The sequence below is a fragment of the Uliginosibacterium sp. TH139 genome, assembly GCF_002855595.1.
Classification (GTDB): Bacteria; Pseudomonadota; Gammaproteobacteria; order Burkholderiales; family Rhodocyclaceae; genus Uliginosibacterium; species Uliginosibacterium aquaticum.
Genome location: NZ_PKRR01000005.1, coordinates 27,732 through 46,631, shown reverse-complemented (window position 1 = coordinate 46,631; position 18,900 = coordinate 27,732). Strand labels below are relative to the sequence as shown.

The 18,900-nt window shown below is 62.7% G+C and carries 18 protein-coding genes and 1 pseudogene; 11 read left to right on the top strand and 8 right to left on the bottom strand.

All coding sequences use genetic code 11. The features are described 5' to 3' along the window. Nucleotides 1-152 precede the first annotated feature (152 nt). The 5 genes and pseudogenes from C0V76_RS12825 to C0V76_RS12805 all read left to right on the top strand — a co-directional run bounded on the left by C0V76_RS12825 (nt 153) and on the right by C0V76_RS12805 (nt 5,433). Complete coding sequence (locus C0V76_RS12825) at nt 153-1,310, top strand: PAS domain-containing sensor histidine kinase (protein WP_101942862.1); 1,158 nt, start codon at nt 153-155, stop codon at nt 1,308-1,310. Then, nucleotides 1,307-2,716 (top strand): sigma-54 dependent transcriptional regulator, encoded by a 1,410-nt coding sequence (locus C0V76_RS12820; protein ID WP_101942861.1) that lies wholly within the window; start codon nt 1,307-1,309, stop codon nt 2,714-2,716. The genes C0V76_RS12825 and C0V76_RS12820 overlap by 4 nt, the downstream gene beginning before the upstream one ends. Before the next feature lie 74 nt (nt 2,717-2,790). Continuing rightward, complete coding sequence (gene fliE, locus C0V76_RS12815; protein ID WP_101942860.1) at nt 2,791-3,108, top strand: flagellar hook-basal body complex protein FliE; 318 nt, start codon at nt 2,791-2,793, stop codon at nt 3,106-3,108. Between the two features lie 102 nt (nt 3,109-3,210). Then, nucleotides 3,211-4,143, top strand: a pseudogene (locus C0V76_RS12810) (IS5 family transposase). 447 nt (nt 4,144-4,590) lie between these two features. After that, a complete protein-coding gene (locus tag C0V76_RS12805) occupies nt 4,591-5,433 on the top strand; it encodes a MurR/RpiR family transcriptional regulator (protein ID WP_101943188.1) in 843 nt (280 codons plus the stop codon). A 144-nt stretch (nt 5,434-5,577) separates the two neighbouring features. On the opposite strand, the gene C0V76_RS19935 is transcribed toward C0V76_RS12805, so the two are convergent. Continuing rightward, the gene (locus C0V76_RS19935) at nt 5,578-5,721 is read right to left on the bottom strand and encodes a hypothetical protein (protein WP_158239243.1); all 144 of its coding nucleotides are present in this window, start codon (nt 5,719-5,721) and stop codon (nt 5,578-5,580) included. Here C0V76_RS19935 and C0V76_RS12800 point away from each other — a divergent pair. From C0V76_RS12800 to C0V76_RS12775, 6 genes are all read left to right on the top strand, one after another. Continuing rightward, entirely contained in the window at nt 5,720-7,363 is a 1,644-nt protein-coding gene (locus C0V76_RS12800) for an ABC transporter substrate-binding protein (protein ID WP_216821734.1), read from the top strand. The genes C0V76_RS19935 and C0V76_RS12800 overlap by 2 nt on opposite strands. A 270-nt stretch (nt 7,364-7,633) precedes the next feature. Continuing rightward, the gene (locus C0V76_RS12795) at nt 7,634-8,575 is read left to right on the top strand and encodes an ABC transporter permease (RefSeq protein WP_101942858.1); all 942 of its coding nucleotides are present in this window, start codon (nt 7,634-7,636) and stop codon (nt 8,573-8,575) included. After that, entirely contained in the window at nt 8,572-9,426 is an 855-nt protein-coding gene (locus C0V76_RS12790; RefSeq protein WP_101942856.1) for an ABC transporter permease, read from the top strand. Before C0V76_RS12795 ends, C0V76_RS12790 begins: the two co-directional genes overlap by 4 nt. Nucleotide 9,427: 1 nt before the next feature. Then, nucleotides 9,428-10,438, top strand: a complete 1,011-nt coding sequence (locus C0V76_RS12785; protein ID WP_101942855.1) for an ABC transporter ATP-binding protein — start codon at nt 9,428-9,430, stop codon at nt 10,436-10,438. Beyond that, entirely contained in the window at nt 10,435-11,430 is a 996-nt protein-coding gene (locus tag C0V76_RS12780; protein ID WP_101942854.1) for an ABC transporter ATP-binding protein, read from the top strand. Before C0V76_RS12785 ends, C0V76_RS12780 begins: the two co-directional genes overlap by 4 nt. Nucleotides 11,431-11,432: 2 nt before the next feature. Further along, complete coding sequence (locus C0V76_RS12775; RefSeq protein WP_101942852.1) at nt 11,433-12,101, top strand: aspartate/glutamate racemase family protein; 669 nt, start codon at nt 11,433-11,435, stop codon at nt 12,099-12,101. A 104-nt stretch (nt 12,102-12,205) separates the two neighbouring features. Here the strand turns inward: C0V76_RS12775 and C0V76_RS20345 are convergent, their stop codons facing one another. The 7 genes from C0V76_RS20345 to C0V76_RS12745 all read right to left on the bottom strand — a co-directional run bounded on the left by C0V76_RS20345 (nt 12,206) and on the right by C0V76_RS12745 (nt 18,894). After that, nucleotides 12,206-12,328, bottom strand: coding sequence for a hypothetical protein (locus C0V76_RS20345; RefSeq protein ID WP_256376417.1), 123 nt, complete (start codon nt 12,326-12,328; stop codon nt 12,206-12,208). A gap of 399 nt (nt 12,329-12,727) precedes the next feature. Continuing rightward, the gene (locus C0V76_RS12770; protein WP_101942851.1) at nt 12,728-13,438 is read right to left on the bottom strand and encodes an aspartate/glutamate racemase family protein; all 711 of its coding nucleotides are present in this window, start codon (nt 13,436-13,438) and stop codon (nt 12,728-12,730) included. Between the two features lie 188 nt (nt 13,439-13,626). Then, on the bottom strand, nt 13,627-14,928 hold the full coding sequence (locus C0V76_RS12765) for a TRAP transporter large permease (protein WP_101942850.1): 1,302 nt from the start codon (nt 14,926-14,928) through the stop codon (nt 13,627-13,629). Further along, entirely contained in the window at nt 14,925-15,509 is a 585-nt protein-coding gene (locus C0V76_RS12760; RefSeq protein WP_101942848.1) for a TRAP transporter small permease subunit, read from the bottom strand. Before C0V76_RS12760 ends, C0V76_RS12765 begins: the two co-directional genes overlap by 4 nt. Before the next feature lie 54 nt (nt 15,510-15,563). Continuing rightward, the gene (locus C0V76_RS12755; RefSeq protein WP_101942847.1) at nt 15,564-16,616 is read right to left on the bottom strand and encodes a TRAP transporter substrate-binding protein; all 1,053 of its coding nucleotides are present in this window, start codon (nt 16,614-16,616) and stop codon (nt 15,564-15,566) included. Further along, complete coding sequence (locus C0V76_RS12750) at nt 16,613-18,154, bottom strand: amidohydrolase family protein (RefSeq protein ID WP_101942845.1); 1,542 nt, start codon at nt 18,152-18,154, stop codon at nt 16,613-16,615. The genes C0V76_RS12755 and C0V76_RS12750 overlap by 4 nt, the downstream gene beginning before the upstream one ends. Further along, a complete protein-coding gene (locus C0V76_RS12745; RefSeq protein ID WP_101942843.1) occupies nt 18,151-18,894 on the bottom strand; it encodes an Asp/Glu/hydantoin racemase in 744 nt (247 codons plus the stop codon). The genes C0V76_RS12750 and C0V76_RS12745 overlap by 4 nt, the downstream gene beginning before the upstream one ends. Nucleotides 18,895-18,900: the final 6 nt, after the last annotated feature.

Here is an 18,900-nt window from a genome sequence, read left to right as displayed (position 1 = left end):
CTTGTCAGTGGCCTTTTTCACGAGCGCATTCTGCGCCGGGGTCGGCAAGTGGCAGCGGGTAATAAACGGCAGTTTTTGCCGGTTAATCCGGGGCTCTGCGGGGCTGTGCAAGGCCTACAGTGGCGAGCATCCCGCCAAGTGCGTCACCGCTCATGAATCCGACTACGCCACCGATGGACGCTGCCAGTCTTGCCGAAGCCTTTCAGGCCTTCGCACGTGCTTCTGGCGAGCTGACCCAGGCTTACAACGGTCTGCAGGGGCAAGTGAGTGCGCTGACTGAGCGCCTCACCCAGCTGATGGCTGCCCTGCCGGCCGGCGTAGTGCTGCTTGATGCCAAGGCGGAAGTGGAGCAGGTCAACCGTGCGGCTCTGAACATGCTTGGCCAGGTGTTCGCCGGCACCCACTGGAGCATGCTGGCCGCCCGTTTCGAGCCCACCGATACGCCCGGCGAATACTTTCTCAATCATGGCAGCGAAGTCCGGCGCATTGCACTCTCGGAAAGCCCGCTGGACATGCATGGCGGGCGTATCGTGCTGCTACACGATGTGACCGAAGCCTGGCAGATGCGCATGCACAGCGCGCGCAGCGAACGCCTCGCGGCAATGGGCGAGATGGTGGCGAGTTTGGCCCATCAGCTGCGCACGCCGCTGGCCGCTGCTTTGCTCTACACCGGTCATATGGCTAGCACCGAGCTCGATTCTGCTGCGCGGGCCAAGGTGGCTGATCGTGCGCTGGAACGCCTGCGCCATCTCGAAAAACTGATTCACGACATGCTGATCTTCGCGCGTGGCGAAGCGCTTGGCCGCGAATCCTTCACCATCTGCGAGCTGGTGGGCGAACTTGCCGCCACCATCGAACCGGTTGCCGCACGCCGCGGTATAGCCTTCGAGGCCGATTGCCGGGCCGGACGGCAACAGCTCTTTGGCAACCGCAAGGAAATTTCCGGCGCGCTCATCAATCTGCTCGAAAACGCCCTGCAAGCCGTGACGGCAGACGGCAGGGTGAGCTTTACGGCACAAGTCGAAGAGAGCGGAGCGGTGTTCCGCGTGGAAGACAATGGCCGCGGCATCCCGCCGGATCTGCAGGAGCGCCTCTTCGAGCCTTTCTACACCACCCGTGCCGATGGCACCGGCCTCGGGCTGGCCATCGCGCGGGGTGTGGCCCGAGCCCATGGCGGTGAAATCGCTTTGCGCTCAACTTTGGGCGCGGGCAGTGAATTCACCCTGCGCCTGCCGCTGGCCCAGCCTGCCAATCCCTCCAATCCCCCCGAATCCAGCGAATCCGCCCTCACGGGAGCCCAGCCATCATGATCGAAACCCTCTCCATCCTCGTTGTAGATGATGATCCCAGTCTGCGCGATGCGATCAGCCTGATTCTGGAGTCTGCCGGCCACCGCGTGGTGCTGGCAGCCAGCGGACCGGAAGCCCTGGGCGCACTGGAGCGCGAGCGCTTCAATCTGGTTATCTCGGACTTGCGCATGGATCCGATGGATGGCCTTGAGTTGCTGGCCCGCATCCGCGCCGTGAATCCGCAACTGCCGGTGCTGCTGATGACGGCTTTTGGCGATGTGGACAAGGCCGTTTCGGCCATGCGCGGTGGGGCTTGCGAATTCCTAATGAAGCCGTTCGAATCCAGCGTGCTGCTGGAGAACGTGCGCCGCTACGCTACCGTCACGCCGAGCCAGGACGATATGGTGGCTGAAGATCCGCGGACCCGGATGGTGCTGGCCATGGCAGCCCGCGTGGCAGAAACCGACGCCTCGGTACTGCTCACTGGCGAGTCCGGTACCGGCAAGGAAGTCTTTGCGCGTTACCTGCACCAGCATTCGCGGCGCAAGAACGGCCCTTTCGTGGCGATCAACTGCGCAGCGATTCCCGAAAATCTGCTTGAAGCCACTCTCTTTGGCTACGAGAAGGGCAGTTTCACAGGCGCCCAGAGTTCGCAGGCCGGCAAGTTCGAGCAGGCCCAGGCTGGCACCATCCTGCTTGATGAAATTTCCGAAATGCCTATGGGTCTGCAGGCCAAGATGCTGCGTGTACTGCAGGAGCGAGAAGTGGAGCGTGTGGGCGGCAAGAAACCGGTGTCGCTGGATATCAGGGTGTTGTCCACGAGCAACCGCGACATGCTGCGTGAGGTGCAGGCCGGACGCTTCCGCGAGGATCTCTACTACCGCCTGAATGTTTTCCCGTTGGAGATCCCCAGTCTGCGCGATCGCCCGGCCGACATCCTGCCGCTGGCCCGCCATTTCATCACCCGTCATGGCGAACGGATCGGCAAAACGGCAAGAATTGCCGGCAGTGCGGCGGAAATTCTTGCCGCCTGGCGCTGGCCCGGTAACGTGCGCGAGCTCGAAAACACCGTTCAAAGAGCCCTGATTCTTGCCTCCGGTGACACCATCGTGGCTGACGACGTGAAACTGTGTCTGCCGGACTGGGGCAAGGCTTCACCACTGGATGCTCCGCAAGGCTTCAGTGGTTTGCCGTCGTCGCCGGCAGCAGCGCTGGCACCGTACTTTCAGACCCCGGCAATGCAGCAGGCAGGCGCTTCCGAGGCGACCCCGACCAATATGAAAGACCTTGAAAAACAACATATTCTCGATGTGCTGCGGGCGGTTGGCGGCTCACGCAAGAAAGCGGTCGAGAAGTTGGGGATTTCGGAACGGACCTTGCGTTACAAGCTTCAGCAATACCGGGATGAAGGCTGGGTAGAGCAATGAGGCTGGCTGGTTTGACACAGCGAAACATTTGGGCACAAAAACTGCTTAAACAGCTCAACTGAACGGAGCTTCACATGGACACTCGTGCAATCGAACAGATGATCGGCCAGATGCAGGCTGCCAGCGAAGTTGCTGGCGGCAAGGCATCCGCCAGCACGGCTGCCGGTGGTGCGGACTTCAGCGTTGCCCTGCAGAACGCGATGGCCGAAGTCAGCCAGGCCCAGCAATCGGCCCAGCAGATGGCACAGGATTTTTCGGCCGGCAACAGTGAAGTAAATTTGCAGGATGTGATGGTGAATCTGCAGAAAGCCAACCTTTCCTTCCAGCAAATGGTGCAGGTACGGAACAAACTCGTTTCCGCCTATCAGGACATCATGAACATGCAGGTTTAAGGACGTCCAGTGGAGTTCTTCCTGTGTGTTTAAGTTATTGAAAAAATAGTCTTTGTTGCACAAATTGCCTGCCCGCCAGCGTGTGGCCGATAGACTTGCAGGATGAGCAAGCCTTTGATGCCGAAGTACCGGACGAGCAACTGGTCGACCTACAACGATTCCTTGTGTCAGCGTGGCGCGTTGCTGCTGTGGATCAACAAGGACATGGAGTGGGCTGGCGCCCCCAGCGGCCAGCGCGGTCGCTCCCCATCGTTCTCGGATGCTGCCATCCAGTTCTGCCTGATGATCAAGAACCTGTACGGTCTGGCACTTCGGCAGACGACTGGCATGGTCAGAAGCCTGCTGAAGCTGGCCGGACTGAACTGGGATGTGCCGGACTTCAGCACCTTGAGCCGGCGCCATAAACACCTGCAAGTGACGCTGACGCATCAGCGACGAGGCGAGGCGCTACACCTGCTGGTCGACAGCACGGGCATCAAAATGCTGAGCGAAGGCGAGTGGAAGCGGAAGAAGCACGACGCGGACTACCGCCGGCCATGATGCAAGGTGCATCTGGGCATCAATGCACAGACCTTGGAGGTGCGAGCCACCGAGATCACCGCCAACAGCGTGGGGGATGCTCCGATGCTGCCGGCCCTGCTAGAGCAGATTCCGCCAGAAGAATCGTTGGCCAGTGTCGGCGCTGACGGTGCTTATGACACGAAGGCGTGCCACGCAGCCATTGCCAGCCGAGGGGCCAGCGCGCTGATTCCGGTGCGCAAGAATGCGCAACCTTGGAAAGAAGGGAGTGCGGGCGCCCGGGCCAGAAATGAAATTCTGCGAACCACCCAACGTCTGGGACGGACAATCTGGAAGAAGTGGAGCGGTTACCACCGGCGCAGCTTGGTCGAAACCAAGATGCGGTGCTTCAAGTTGTTCGGCGAGCGCGTGATGGCCCGCGACTTTGATCGGCAGGTCGCGGAGCTACAAATTCGCGCGGCACTGCTCAATCGTTTTACCCAACTCGGAACGCCTCAAACCGTGCGCGTGGCATAAATCCGTCTGGGGTCAGGGGAATTGCACCCTCGGGCTGATTTGTGCAACAAAGCCACATCGGGCCACAGTAGGCTGCGGTTTCCTCCCTTGAGGTTTGTCCGACGCCTGCCCGCACAGGCCTCGTCTGGCTTGAACCTTTGCGCGCGCAGGGGCAGACATCAGACAACCCTAAGCCATTGCTGCCGTTCGGCTGTATGACATATTCAGGCTGTTTTGAAGGCAAAGCAGACTTTTCTTTATGGAAAGGAACGAAGTTCGATCCAGCCAGAGGCGCACTGCTTCGTTGCAGGATTGATGATAAATTGGGCTCATGCGATTCCATGCCGACGGCCCTTCGATACCGGACATCCTCTTGGAACGATGTGATGCTGGTCGAGTTGTATTTCTGTGTTGCGCTGGAGTTTTGGTGCCCTCAGGAATGCCCAGGCTTACTTGCCAATGCTCACCATGAACAGCACTTCCGCGCAGTCCTTCCTCGCTCGTGTACGCGAAAGCCTGCCCAGCCTGCACCCTACTGAGCGCAAGCTTGCCGAGTTCATGCTCGATTTTCCCGGCGAGCTAGCCAGCTATTCGGCCTCGGAACTCGCGCGGCTGGCCGGCGTGTCGAATGCCACCGTGACGCGTCTCATCAAGCGCCTCAACTACCAGAAGTACGACGAAGCACGGCGGCAGGTGCGCGAGGAGAAGCAGACCGGCTCGCCACTGTTCCTCGCCGACCGCGCCACGGGCATCGAAAAGTTGTTTGAGGCGCGTGCCGAGCAAGGACAGGACAATCTGCAGCGCACTTTCGCGCGGCTCAGCGAGCCACAGGTGGCCGCCATCACGCAGACTCTGCTGTCGGCGCGCAAGGTGTGGGTGGTCGGCTTTCGCAGCAGCCATGCCGTGGCCAGCTACTTCCGCTGGCAGATCTTCCAGGTCAAGGAAGACATCCACGTCGTACCCCATGCCGGCGACACGCTGGGCGAATACATTGCCAGCATCACGCCACAGGATCTGGTCGTCATCTTCGGCCTGCGCCGCCGCCCGGCACACCTGCGCGACATCATTACGCAGACCGTTGCCACCGGCGCTCCTGTGCTCTACATCACCGACGAGGCGCTGGCCGAGCACAAGGAAGTCACCTGGCACATCCGCTGCGCCTGCACTGCGCCGGGCCCGCTCGACAACCACGCCGCTGTGATCGCCCTGTGCCACCTGCTGGCCAACTGCATCATGGAGACATCCGGCGCCAGCGGCCGCGACCGCCTGACGGCCATCGAGGCAGCGCACGATGCGTTTGGCGAGATGTAGGGCGCCAACGCAAAAGCGCGCACCTCGGTAAAGTGCTCGCTGCACTTAAGCGGGGCGCGGCAGGCCCGACACTACAAATCTCTGCCGCATATCGGCCCAGCTTTCGTGACGATTACCTGATCACCGCCTGAACCAAACGGCGTGTCAAGCCAACAGCCAAGGGCCTTGCGGGCGGAGCAGGGTGGTTTGTGCATGAAAATTATTTTTCATGAATTTTTTGGCATGAAAACAGCTTATCTCTGGCATCCCGGGACGCTCCGGTTTCTTTTCTGCCACGAGGTCTGCCATGCACATTGCTTCATCCGTCACCTCTCTCTTCCGCCAGCGCGCAGCAGCTCCCCGGCTGTTGCGTAGCGTGGCGCTCGCCGCTGCGCTGGCCTGCGCGATGGGCGCTGCCCACGCTGCCGGCACCTTGCGCGTCGCCATGACAACATCCGACATTCCTTTGCCCAACGGCCAGACCGATCAGGGCAGCGAGGGCATGCGCTTCATGGGCTATACCGTGTTCGAAGCACTGATCGGCTTCGATCTGTCGTCCTCGACCAAGCCGGTGACGTTGATTCCGGCGCTGGCTACTGAGTGGGCGGTAGATCCCAAGGACAAGCTGCGCTGGGTGTTCAAGCTGCGCCCCGGCGTCAAATTCCATGACGGCTCGGCCTTCAATGCACAGGCCGTAGTGTGGAACTACGAGAAGATCCTCAATGACAAGGCCGAGCAGTACGACCCCAAGCAAGCCGCACAAGGCCGTGGGCGCATCCCGACAGTCAAGGGTGTGAAGGCGATTGACGACCTGACTGTGGAATTCACGACCACTGAGGTCGATGCACTGCTGCCCTACAAGATTCTGTGGGTCGTGATGTCCAGCCCGGTGCAGTGGAATGCCGTCGGCAAGAGCTGGGACGCCTTCCTGCCCAAGGCCTCGGGCACCGGACCCTGGAAACTGCAAACCTACACCCCGCGCGAGCGCGCCGTGCTGGTGAAGAACACCGGCTACTGGGATGCCAAACGCGTGCCCAAGCTCGATTCAATGGTGCTGCTGCCGGTGCCTGATGCCTCGGCCCGCGTTGCTGCGCTGCGCTCGGGGCAGGTCGACTGGATCGAAACGCCGCCGCCCGATGGCATCGACAGCCTCAAGGCCGCCGGCTTCAATATTGTCAGCAACGTCTATCCGCATGTCTGGCCCTGGCACTTCTCGCGCGTCGAAGGTTCGCCATGGAATGACATCCGCATCCGCAAGGCGGCCAATCTGGCTATCGACCGCGAAGGCATGAAGGCACTGTTGGGCGGCATGATGGCCCCAGCCAAAGGCATGGTGCCGACGACCAGTGCCTGGTTCGGAAAACCGGGCTTCGATGTGAAATACGATGTGGCCGCAGCCAAGGCGCTGATGGCACAGGCCGGTTACTCGAAAGAGAAGCCGCTCAAGATCAAATCCATCATCTCGCCCAACGGCGGTGGCCAGATGCAGCCGATGCTGATGAATGAGCTGATCCAGCAGAACCTGGCCGAGATCGGCATCCAGGTCGAGTTCGATGTGCGTGACTGGAACGCCCTGCTCGCCAACTGGCGCGCTGGAGCCAAGGACCCCGGCACCAAGGGCGCTACGACCACCAACAGCTCCTACTTCAGCCAGGACCCCTTTACCGCGCTGATACGCCATGTGGATAGTGGCCTGATGCCGCCCAAGGGCACCAACTGGGGCTACTACAGCGACCCCGAGCTGGACAAGATCTTCGATGCCATTCGCACCGAATTCAACCCCGCCGCGCAGACCGCCCTGGTGGCCAAGGCACACGAGCGTTTCGTCAATGAGGCTCTGTTCCTGTTCGTTGCACACGATGTGGCACCGCGCGCGATGAGCAAGAAGGTGAAGGGCTTCGTGCCGCCGTTCAACTGGTATGTGGATTTCTCGCCCATCTCGATGGAGTAATGCGCGATAAACGGGCTGCGCACACGCCCAGCGTTGTTGGCTCGCTCGCCGTGCATGAGCACTGCTCTGCGCGAGCCGCCTAGCTGGACGCGCGCTCGATCCGCTTTCTCACACATTACGGGCTTGTCATTGTTCGAAATTGAAAGCCGGTAGGGTGGGCACGGTGTGCCCACGCGGTCTGTGAGTACTTCAACCCGCTACGCGTGGGCTCGCCGAGCCCACCCTACAGTTTCATCCCAGCAGCCAGCGACCTGAACCGGGCCAAGCACCATGCTCACCTACTTCCTCAAACGCCTCGCCTTCGCCCTGCCCATCGCGCTGGCGGTAAGCGCGCTGTGCTTCTCGCTGGTGTACCTCGCGCCGGGCGATCCGCTCTCGGCCGTGCTGCCTTCCGACGCCTCGCAGGAGATGATCGAGAAGGTCAAGGCCAGCTACGGTCTCGACAAGCCTATCGTTGTGCAATATGCGATCTGGCTGGGCCATGCGCTGCAGGGGGATCTGGGCCAATCAATCAGCACTGGTCGTGCTGTCGCGTCAGAGATCGGCGCTGCCATCGGCAATTCGCTGATGCTGGCGCTGCTGGCCTCGGGCATCGGCTTCACGCTGGGTGCCGCGCTGGGCGTGATCGCCGGTTACACCCACGGTTCAAAACTCGACCGCCTGCTCTCCGCCATCGCCATCTCGGGCGTGTCGATTCCGCACTACTGGCTGGGCATCGTGCTGGTCGCCATCTTTTCGGTAAAGCTCAACATGCTGCCCGCCATGGGCGCGGGCGCCAGCGATCTGTGGAACTGGGAACGCCTGAGCTACATGATCCTGCCCGCCATCACGCTGGCGGCGATCCCGACCGGCATTGTCATGCGCTCGGTACGCGCGCTGGTCGCCGACACGCTGGGTCGCGAATTCGTCACTGGCCTCGTCGCCAAGGGCATGGGGCGTGGTGTTGTTTTCCGCCACCTCATCAAGAACATCGCGCCAACCGCGCTGGCGGTCATCGGCGTGCAGCTGGGCTACCTCATGGCGGGCTCGATCCTCGTTGAGACGGTTTTCTCCTGGCCGGGCACCGGGCTGCTGCTCAACAACGCCATCCAGCAGCGCGACATCCCGCTGCTGCAGGGAACCATCCTCGTGCTCGCCATGTTCTTCGTTGGCCTTAACCTGCTGGTCGACATGCTGCAGCCGCTGTTCGACCCGAGGATCAGCCGCTCATGAGCACAACGATACAAACTCAGGGTTATTGGTCACGCGTGCTGCGCAAGCTCGCGCACGATCCGCTGGCGATGATCTGCCTCGCCATCCTCGTGCTGATCCTGCTTGGCGCCATCTTCGCGCCCTGGCTCGCGCCGGGTGATCCGTCCGTAGGTAGCGTCATCAAGCGCCTCAAGCCCGTCGGCACCGCAGGCCATCTGCTGGGCACTGACGAGCTGGGCCGCGACATGCTCACGCGCCTGCTCTACGGTGGCCGTACGACGCTGCTGATGGGCACCGTGCCGGTCGGCCTCGCCCTGCTCATCGGCGGTTCGCTGGGCATGCTGGCGGGCTTTGCCGGTGGGCGCATCAATGCCGTAATCATGCGCTGCACCGACGTGCTGTTCGCCTTCCCCTCGGTGCTGCTGGCAGTGGCGATTGCCGGTGCGCTGGGTGCCGGGCTCGCCAACACCTTGCTGGCGCTGACCATCGTGCTGGTGCCGCCGATTCTGCGGGTGGCCGAGAGCGCCACCACGCAGGTGCGTTCGCTCGACTTCATCGAAGCTGCGCGCGCCAGCGGGGCGGATGACTTCACCATCCTGCGCGTGCATGTGCTCAGCAATGTCATCGGCCCGGTGCTGGTGTATGCGACGAGCCTCTTGTCAGTCTCGATCATCATGGCGGCGGGCCTCTCGTTCATCGGTCTCGGCGCCAAACCGCCCACGCCAGAGTGGGGCCTGATGCTCAACACCCTGCGCAACGCGATCTACTCGCAGCCCCTGCTGGCAGCGCTGCCGGGCGTGCTGATCTTTGCCGTCTCGCTGTGCTTCAACCTGCTGGCCGATGGCCTGCGCAGCGCCATGGAGGTGAAGTGACATGAACGTTGTTGAAGTCAAAGGCCTCGCCAAACAGTTCAAGACACGCCAGAAGCGCTGGGGCGAAAAGCCGCGCGTGGTGCATGCGGTGTCCGACATCTCATTCGAACTCGCTGCCGGGCAGACGCTGGGCATTGTTGGCGAGTCGGGCTGCGGCAAGTCCACGCTGGCCCGCCTCTTGATGGGCTTGATCCCGGCCGACGGCGGCACGGTGCGCATCGCCGGCGTCGAGCTGCAACAGAACGCCTCGCAACTGAAGGCCCTGCGCCGCAAGATGCAGATGGTGTTTCAGGATTCCTACGCCTCGCTCAACCCGCGCATGAGCATTGAAGACGCCATCATGTTCGGCCCGCTGGTGCACGGCACCCCGCGCAGCGAGGCCCGCGAGCGCGCCCACAAGCTGCTGTCGCGCGTCGGCCTCGACCCGGCACGCTTCGCTTCGCGCTATCCGCACGAAGTGTCGGGCGGTCAGCGTCAGCGCGTAAACATTGCGCGAGCCCTCGCCCTGTCGCCCGAAGTGGTGCTGTTCGACGAGTCGGTGTCTGCACTCGACAAGTCCGTCGAGATCCAGGTGCTCAATCTCCTGCGCGATCTCAAGGAAGAATTCGGCCTCAGCTACCTCTTCATCTCGCACGACCTCAACGTCGTGCAATACATCAGCGATGTAGTGCTGGTCATGTACCTCGGCAAGATCGTCGAGATCGGCCCGGCGCAATCGCTCTACGAAAACCCGGCGCATCCTTACACGCGCGCCCTGCTCGCCTCCATGCCCAGCATGGACCCCGCACAGCGCACGACGAGCGCACCGATCACCGGCGACCCGCCCAGCCCCATCGACCCGCCCTCGGGTTGCCGCTTCCGCACGCGCTGCCCACATGCGCAGGCGATCTGTGGCGAGGCCGAACCACAACTCGCAATGCTGTCGGCCAGCGACATCCAGACCAATCCCCACCGCGCGGCCTGCCACATGCTGGTGTCGCAGTCCGGTCACAGCGAAAGTCCCGCCGCATGAGCACGCCGCTCGATCCACTCCACACTACGCTCGCCTCGGTGCGCGATCTCACCGTGCGCTTTCGCAGCGCACAGGGTACGGTCAGCGCCGTCAATGGCGTGAGCTTCGACATCGCGCCCGGCGAGGTGCTGGGCCTGATCGGCGAATCCGGCAGCGGCAAGAGCGTCACCTTGCGTGCGCTGATGAAGCTGCTGCCCGAAGACCGCACAACCATCGACGGCAGCATCATCGTCGGCGGGCGCAACATCATGGCGCTGTCGCGCAGCCTGCTCAGCGACTATCGCGGCGGCACCACAGCGATGATCTTTCAGGACCCCTCGCTCGCCCTCGACCCTGTCTACACCATCGGTCAGCAGATCGAAGAGGCCATCCGCCGCCACACCAAAGCTTCACGCAGCGAGGCCCGCGCACAGGCGCAGGAATATCTTGAGCTGGTGAAGATCCCGTCGGCCGCCGAGCGCCTGAAAAGCTACCCGCACGAGATGTCCGGCGGCATGCGTCAGCGCGCCATGATCGCGCTGGCCCTGTCGTGCAAGCCCAAACTCATCCTCGCCGACGAGCCCACCACGGCGCTGGATGCCACGGTACAGATCCAGGTGCTGCTGCTCCTGCGAGAGCTGCAGCAGAAGATGGGCACCAGCGCGATCTTCGTGACCCACGATCTGGGCGTCGCCGCCGAGATCTGCGACCGCATCGCCGTGATGTACGCCGGCCGCATCGTCGAGATCGGCACGGCCAGCGAAGTGCTGCGAAGCCCGCAACACCCCTACACGCAAGCCCTCATGGCCTCGACCATCCACGGCTCGATGCGCGGCCAGCGCATCACCGGCATCGCCGGCGCGCCGCCCGATCTGGCGCACCTGCCTGCCGGCTGCGCCTTTCGCGAGCGCTGCACGCGCGCTGGTGAGGGCTGCGCGCAATCGGTGCCTGCGCTGCGGGCCCAGGCGGCGCAGGCAGTTGCCTGCTTTTACCCCGGCACGGCACAGGCATGAGTATGTCGATCAAGCGCATCGCTCTGCTCAACCCCAATACCAATGCCAATACCACGCAGATGATGCTGGGCATCGCACAGCAGGCGCTGACGGCGGGTGTGCTGATTGAGGGGCGCACGGCGCCCACCGGCGAACCCCTCATCGTTAACGAAACTGCCCTCGACGCCGCCGCCCTCGTCGTGCAGGAATACGGCGTGCAAGTCGCCGCCGAAGGATTCGACGCCCTCATTATCTCGGGCTTTGGCGACCCCGGCCTGCTGGCCCTGCGCGAGCGTCTTGGCATCCCCGTCACCGGCATCGCCGAGGCCGGCATTGCCGAGGCTGCTGCCGGGGGACGTCGTTATGCCATCGTCACCACTACGCCAGCACTTCTAGATAGCCTGAGGCGTACTGCCGAGCAATACGGCCACGCCGACACGCTGATGTCGGTGCGCATCACCGCAGGCGACATGATGCACACCATGCAAAGCACCACGCGCATGGCCGCAGCTTTGCTAGAAAGCTGTCAACAAGCCATCCGTCTTGACGGTGCAGAAGCAATCGTCATTGGCGGCGGGCCGCTCGCTAGCGCTGCACGAATCATCGCGCCACAGCTGGACGTGCCACTTATCGAGCCTGTTACTGCCGCCGTGCGGCTCGCTGTGCAACGCTGCCGCGCATCAAATTCGTAGCACTGGGCTAGATCGCGCGGCATAGCACTTTTGATTGCCAATGCATTCGCCGGGCTATCGAGACGAGTTCAGCCGAACGACAGGCTCGGCAGCCACTGCGCGATCTACGGAAAGTGGGTCAGGATCGCGATCATCCACACCAAGGTCAGGATGAAGGGAGTCATGCTTTCAAAGACTTCCTTGATCTTGCCTTCGCTACGCGAGCCCTGGATGACGTAGAGCATCATGCCCACGGGTGGGCATGATCAGCGAGATTTCGCATATCAGCACCCTGAGCACGCCGAAGAACACCGGTCGATTCCTGCCGCGACGACCAGCGGGAACACCAGCGGCACAGTACCGACCAGCATGGGCAGGGTTTCGAAGAGCACGCGGTGGTGAACCGCATGGTGGCGTGGAAGGGGTTGTGCAGCATCTCGGGACTTTCCGTTGCTGGTGACGCTGGCGGTGAAGCAGGTCACGGTTTAATCCCAAGCGCTTGCACCAAGGCCTCAGTGCTCCGAAATCCGCGCAAGTCTTCGCCCGAGGCTGGAACTTCTCCGCCTGTCGGCCGTATTGCAGACCGCCGTATCATTCACCGGAGTGTGATCAGGATCTGCCGTGCAGGAATTGATCGTGCTGCTGGATCATCTGATCCGCACTGAAAGCTCAGACGAAAGCCCGCTGTAAACAACGTGATCAAGGTCTGCAGCAGGGGCGGAAATGGGTGCCAGCAATGCTCGGGCCGCCGCCGACACATTGTCTATCACCGGAAAAGGCAAGCGCTCTGCGAGCGCCTCGCCCATGCCCGCCAACGCTGCGCCTCCGATCAATACGATCTCGGCTTGCTGCGTCCGCACGCAATCCTGTGCGGCTGCGGCGAGCAGATCGAGGGCGCGCGCGCGATCTGCCAGCAGCTCGGCACCTGTCTCACGCAGTATATGGATGGCGGCCAATTTTTCGGCCACCCCTGCCGCCGCTGCGCGGCGCTTCAGGATAGGGCGCCAGCGCTCACCTCCGGTGATAATCGCAAAGCGTCCTAAAGTCGCCGCTTCGAGCATGGCGGCTTCGGCCAGGCCGATGACAGGGATGCCGGATATTTCACGCAAAGCTTCAAGGCCAGGATCACCAAAACACCCGATGACGATCCGGTCATACTCATTTGTACTGGTGGCCCAGGCGTCGAGTACTGCATGTGCCGCAATGGCATAGCCTGCCTCGGAGGCTATGTAAGCACCACCAAACCTTGCCGTGACGCTATCCAGCGCAAACGTCTGAGGCAAGTGCTCACGCAAATGGGCGTGCAGCATCTGTGTGACCTGTGTCGAGGTATTGGGGTTGATGACCAGGGCGCGCATGACAAAATTTACCGGAGCAATGTTTCGGGATCAGAATCAGCCGGAAAGAGGGCTACCGATAGCAGGTTTTTGCGTACGGTATTCATTCTTAGTCTTTCGCCGGAAAATTCGATGAGGTCAGTCCCCCTGCGGGGGACTGACTCCGGAAGACAGGGCCGAAAGGGAGGCCTATCTCATCGTCATGATGTTCAACCGTTCACGCCCAGGTTCGGCAGCCAGGTCACCAGCGCCGGGAAGGCGATCAGCAGCAGGGTGAAGAGGATCAGGATGGCGACGTAGGGCAGGGTGCCGCGTATCACGTCGCCGATGCCGCCGCCGTCGGGGCGGATGCCCTGTACGACGAAGAGGTTCATGCCCACGGGCGGCGTGATGAGGGCCAACTCGCACATCAGGATGATGAAGATGCCGAACCAGATCGGGTCTACGCCCAGCGCGGTGACGATGGGGTAGGTGATCGGTACGGTGGCGACCAGCATCGACATCACGTCCATGAACATGCCCAGCACGAGGTAGAACACGATCAGTACGAGCAGCATGGCGGTGGCCGAGAGGCCCAGCGACATGACCGATTGCGTCATCTTGTCGGCGACGCCCGATAGGCTGATCAGCAGGTTCAGCACGAAGGCGGCGGCGAGGATCAGCATGATCATGCCGGTGATGCGCGCGGTTTGCAGGAAGCAGTTTTCCAGCAGCTCCATGTTGAGCCGGCCGCTGCGCCAGGTGAAGAACAGGGCGGCCATGACGCCCAGTGCGGCAGATTCGGTCGCGGTGGCGATGCCGGTGTACAGGCTGCCCATGACGATGCCGAAGATCACGAAGGGCGGCACCAGGTGTACCAGCAGGGCGATGCGTTCTCGCAGCGGTGGCAGCTCTTCACGCGTCGTGTTGCCGCGCAGGATGGCGTTGAGGTAGATGTAGAGCATGAAGCTGCCGGTCAGCAGCAGGCCGGGGATGATGCCGGCCATGAACAGGCGGCCGATGGAGTTCTCGGTCAGCGAGCCATAGACAATCATGTTCACGCTGGGCGGGATGAGGATGCCCAGGGTGCCGCCTGCAGCAAGGCTGCCCAGTGCGTCGGACATGCGGTAGTTGCGTGCCCGCAGGGATGGCAGGGCCACCGTGCCGACGGTGGCGGCGGTGGCGACCGACGAGCCCGAGGTGGCAGCGAAGAGCGCACAACAGCCGATGTTGGTGTGCAAGAGGCCGCCGGGCATGCGCGAGAGCCAGGCCGACATGACCTGGTACATGCGGTCGGCCACGCCGCTACGCAACAACAGTTCGCCGAGCAGGATGAACAGCGGCGCGGCGGTGAGCAGGTTGTCGTTGAGCACGCCCCACAGCATCGAACCGCAGGAAGTGAGGAAGGGTGTGCCAAAGACCACGACGCCAGCACCGGCGCCGACCAGCACCATGGTGACGGCGATGGGGATGCCCAGCAGCATGAGGCCGATCATCAGCAGGAAGCAGAGTGAGAAGGAAAGGGTGCTCATGACTTCAGCTCCGGGCTGGCGGCAGTGCGGTGGGCGAGATCATCGAGTTCTTCCTTGAGTTCGTCTTTGGTGCTCTTGGGCTGGAATTCGTCGAGCAGGGCGTCGATGCGGCCCGTGAAAAGCAGTTGGCTGGCGCGTGCGGCGTAGATCAGTGCAAACAGCGCGAACACGATGAGGCCGGCATACCACAGGCCTTGCGGGTAGATGAGGGGCGTGGCCCAAGGGGTTTGCGAAGTGCTGCCGTACTCCACGGTCTTGACGATCACGCGGTAGCAGACGCCGATCAGCAGCAGCGCCAGTGCGGCGATCAACACGGCCGAGAGCCAGTTCATGAAGGCCTGCATGGCACGCGGAAAGCGTCCATGGAAAACGTCCACACGGATGTGGTTGCGCCCGACGATGGCGAGGCTGAAGCCGATCACGGAGCCGACGGCGAGGGCATAGCCACCGAGTTCGGCCGAGCCCTGGATCGACAGATTGAAGAGCTTGCGGACCACGGTTTCGATGGAAACCAGGACCGACAGCCCGAGAAAGACGAAGCCGAAAAGGTTCGCCATGATGCGTTCAAGCGTGCGCTGCATATCGTGTTCTCCGCGCGGTGCGGCGCGTGTTGGCGCCGCACCGTGTTGCTGCTGTTACTTGATGCCAACGACGGGGCCGACGGTCTTCTTCCAGTCGGCGGTACAGCCGGGGGCGGTCTTCTCGCAGGTTTCGGTCCAGGTGGGCAGAGAGACTTCACGCACGGCGTCACGCACCACGTCGATGTCACCTTCGGTCACCGGCACATTGGTCAGCTTGAACTTCTTGCCGAACTGGCAGGGATCCTTGCCGATGTTGCAGTTCATGGCGTCGGTGGCGAGTTCTTCCGAGTACTTCCAGATGTCGTTTTCGAGCTCGGTCACGGCGGCTTGCAGCTTGGCTTGCTGTGCCGGGGTGAGCTTCTTCCACAGACCCATGCCGACGCCGTAGCCGTTCATGGCGAACTGGATGCCCAGCGGCAGCACATGCGTCGTTACTTCAGGCCAGCCGGCCGAGTTCGATGCGCTCGGGCCGGTGATGGCACAGTCGACCACGCCCAGCGACAGGCTCTGGTGCGTTTCGTTGAAGCTCAGGGGGATCGGCGTGGCGCCGAGCTTCTGGAAGAACTTGGCGGAGTTCTGGTCGAAAACGCGCACCTTGAGGCCCTTGACGTCAGCGAGCTTGGTGATGGGCTTCTTGCAGAACAGCATCTGCGGGCCGGCCGGCCACACACTCAGCAGCTTGGCGCTGTAACGCGCCTGCAGGCGCTTGTCGAGCGTGTCAAAGTAGGCCTTGGTGGTGGCGCGCGCGGTCTTGAAATCGGGGTTGAGGCCCACGAGGTCGAAGCCCATGGTGAGCGGCTCGTCGCGCGAGATCTGCGCCATGCGCAGCGACACGATGTCGAACAGGCCGGAGTCGAGAATGCGCAGTTGTTCGGTGTCCTTGATGCCGGTGGTGTCGAGCGGCTTGTACTCGACTTCGAAGGGCAGGCCAGTCTTGGTGGCGAGCGCTTCGAAGAAGGGCTGTTCGCGGTTCTTCTGGATCATGCCGCCCGAGATGGGCTGGCCCATGACCTTGACCTTGATTTTCTCTTGCGCCATGACGGGGCTGCTGAGCAGCAGGAGCGCACAGAGCGGGGCGCTGAGCGCGGTGGTGAGGCGTGTTTTCATTGACGGACTCCAGTCGGGTGAGGGTGAGGTGAGACATGGCGAGAGAAGCCCACGTCGCGCTGGGCGGCGCGCAGGAACATCTCACGGTAAGCAGGGGCCAGTTGCGCGGCTTCGCTGCTGGCGTGTTGCAGGTTGGCGCTGTAGTCGGCCATCAGTGCGCGCGCCTCGGCGCGCAGGGCCTTGGCGTTCACTTTGCTGGCGATGCCGCCTTCGCAGACCACTTCGCCGTTCACGATGGTGGTGCGCACCGAGCTGCCGTCTTCGCAGAACACCAGTTGGCGACGCAGATCGTTGAGCGGGGTGAAGGCGTGCGTGTCGAGGTCGAGCAGGCTGATGTCGGCCAAGGCGCCTGCGCGCAGTTGCCCGAGTTCGTCGCCATAGCGCATGGCGCGTGCGCCACCGGCGGTCATGGCGTGCAGGATCTCGGGCGCGCGTGGCCAGTCGAGGTAGTCGGGCTCGGCAATGTTCTGCAGCAGGGCGGCGGTCTTGCCAGCCAGCCACAGATTGGTGGTGTCGTCGGTGTTCATCTCGTCGGTGCCGATGCACAGTGGCACGCCTGCATTGCGCAGTTGTCGCCAAGGCATCACACCACTACCAAGTCGCAAGTTGCATACCGGGTTGTGGGCGACCGAGGCGCCTGCTCCGGCGATCAATCTGATGTCCTCAGAATCGATCCAGATGGCGTGGATGATCATCATCCGCGCGTCCAGCAGGCCAAGGTCGTGCACATATCGCACGAGTGATTTTGCGTATTTGTCTTCGCCCAGTACGCGTTGCAGCTTGGTTTCGAGGATGTGAATGTTGAAGGGAAGGTCGTGCTGGCGCGAGAGGGCCGAGAGGCCTTCGAAGTAGTCGACGGTGACGCGTTGCGGGGCCGAGCAGGAGACCGCTGCGCGCAATCTGCCATCCGCTTTGCCATGCCATTTCTCGATCAGGTGCGCGTACAGCGACAGCAGCGCCAGCGAGGACTGGCGCGGCGCGGCGTCCATCGCGGCGCGATGCGCGGGCGTCAGCAGTTCGGCGAGGAAGGGGTACTTTTCATACTCGACGACGTTGGGCTGATCAATCGCGACGGTGGCGCGAATGCCCACATCAGCATAGGCCTGCATGATGGCGTCGATACTGGCTTTGCTCGCCACCGGCACGTGGTAAGCATCGTCATGCACCGCCGTGATGCCGCGCTGGAGCATTTCCAGTGCGCCCAGTGCGGTACGCACATAGACGAGTCTCTCGCTGTCTCCTCCATCTGCCAGAGGGGGCACCTCGTGCAGCATGAAGAGTTCGAGCGGCAGCCCGTCCAGACTGCCTTTCATCAGGTTCCCGGGCGAGTGGAAGTGCGCGTTGATGAGGCCCGGCATGGCCAGCAGACCCTCTGCATCGATCACGCGTGTGGCACCGGCCAGGTGCGGCAGGCCGGCGTCGGGCCCGATGGCGGCGATGCGATGGCCAAGGATCACGATGTCGGCGCGCGGCCATTCGCGATCTGCTGCATCAAGGCACAGTACGCGCGCGTTGCGGATGACGAGGCTGGTGCTCATGCGAAGAGCGATCCCCAGCGTGGCGCCGCAGCGTGCATGTCGGCGCCAATGGCGTGCAGGGCTGCCCAGACGCCCAGTGCAGTGGTGTCAAATACAGGGATGCCCAGTTCGACCTCCATCGGCGCAGCCAGCACGGCGGCCGGGAAGTTGGTGCACAGCGTGACGATGGCCTGCGGCCTGGCGGCGGCGACGCTGCGCATCATGTCGGCGATTTGCGCCAGGGGCACGCTGGCGTAGCTGAGATTGTCGGAGTAGCCAGCGTGCGCTTCGGCGATGCAGTCGTAGCCCTCGGTGTGCAGGCAATCGAGCGCGCCCTGCTGACCGGCGTCGGAATAGGGCGTCACCACCGCGATGCGTGTGATGCCACGCAGCGCAAGTGCCGTTTTGAGACCGAGAATTGAGGTCGTCGCCGGGATGCCGGTTTGCTGCTCGATGGCCGCTGCCAGCGCAGCATCATGCGCAAAGCCGATGCCCGCGCCCTTGCTGCCGTTCCACACCAGCACTTCGGGTTTGGCGTGAGCCAGCAGGGCGGCGGCGGCGAGGAATCCCTCTTGTGCGTAAGCGGTGGGCGACGGGTCGGTGCTGCCGAATACCGGCGTGCGCGAGAAGTGCGGCGACACCTCAGGCACATCACGCAGGATGCCCAGCGTGATCCGCTCGACCACGGTGTTGCCCGAAGGCGTGATGACGCCGATGAAGCGCTGCTGCGCGGTATAAGCCTCGGATGCGGAGGGTGCCATTGTCAT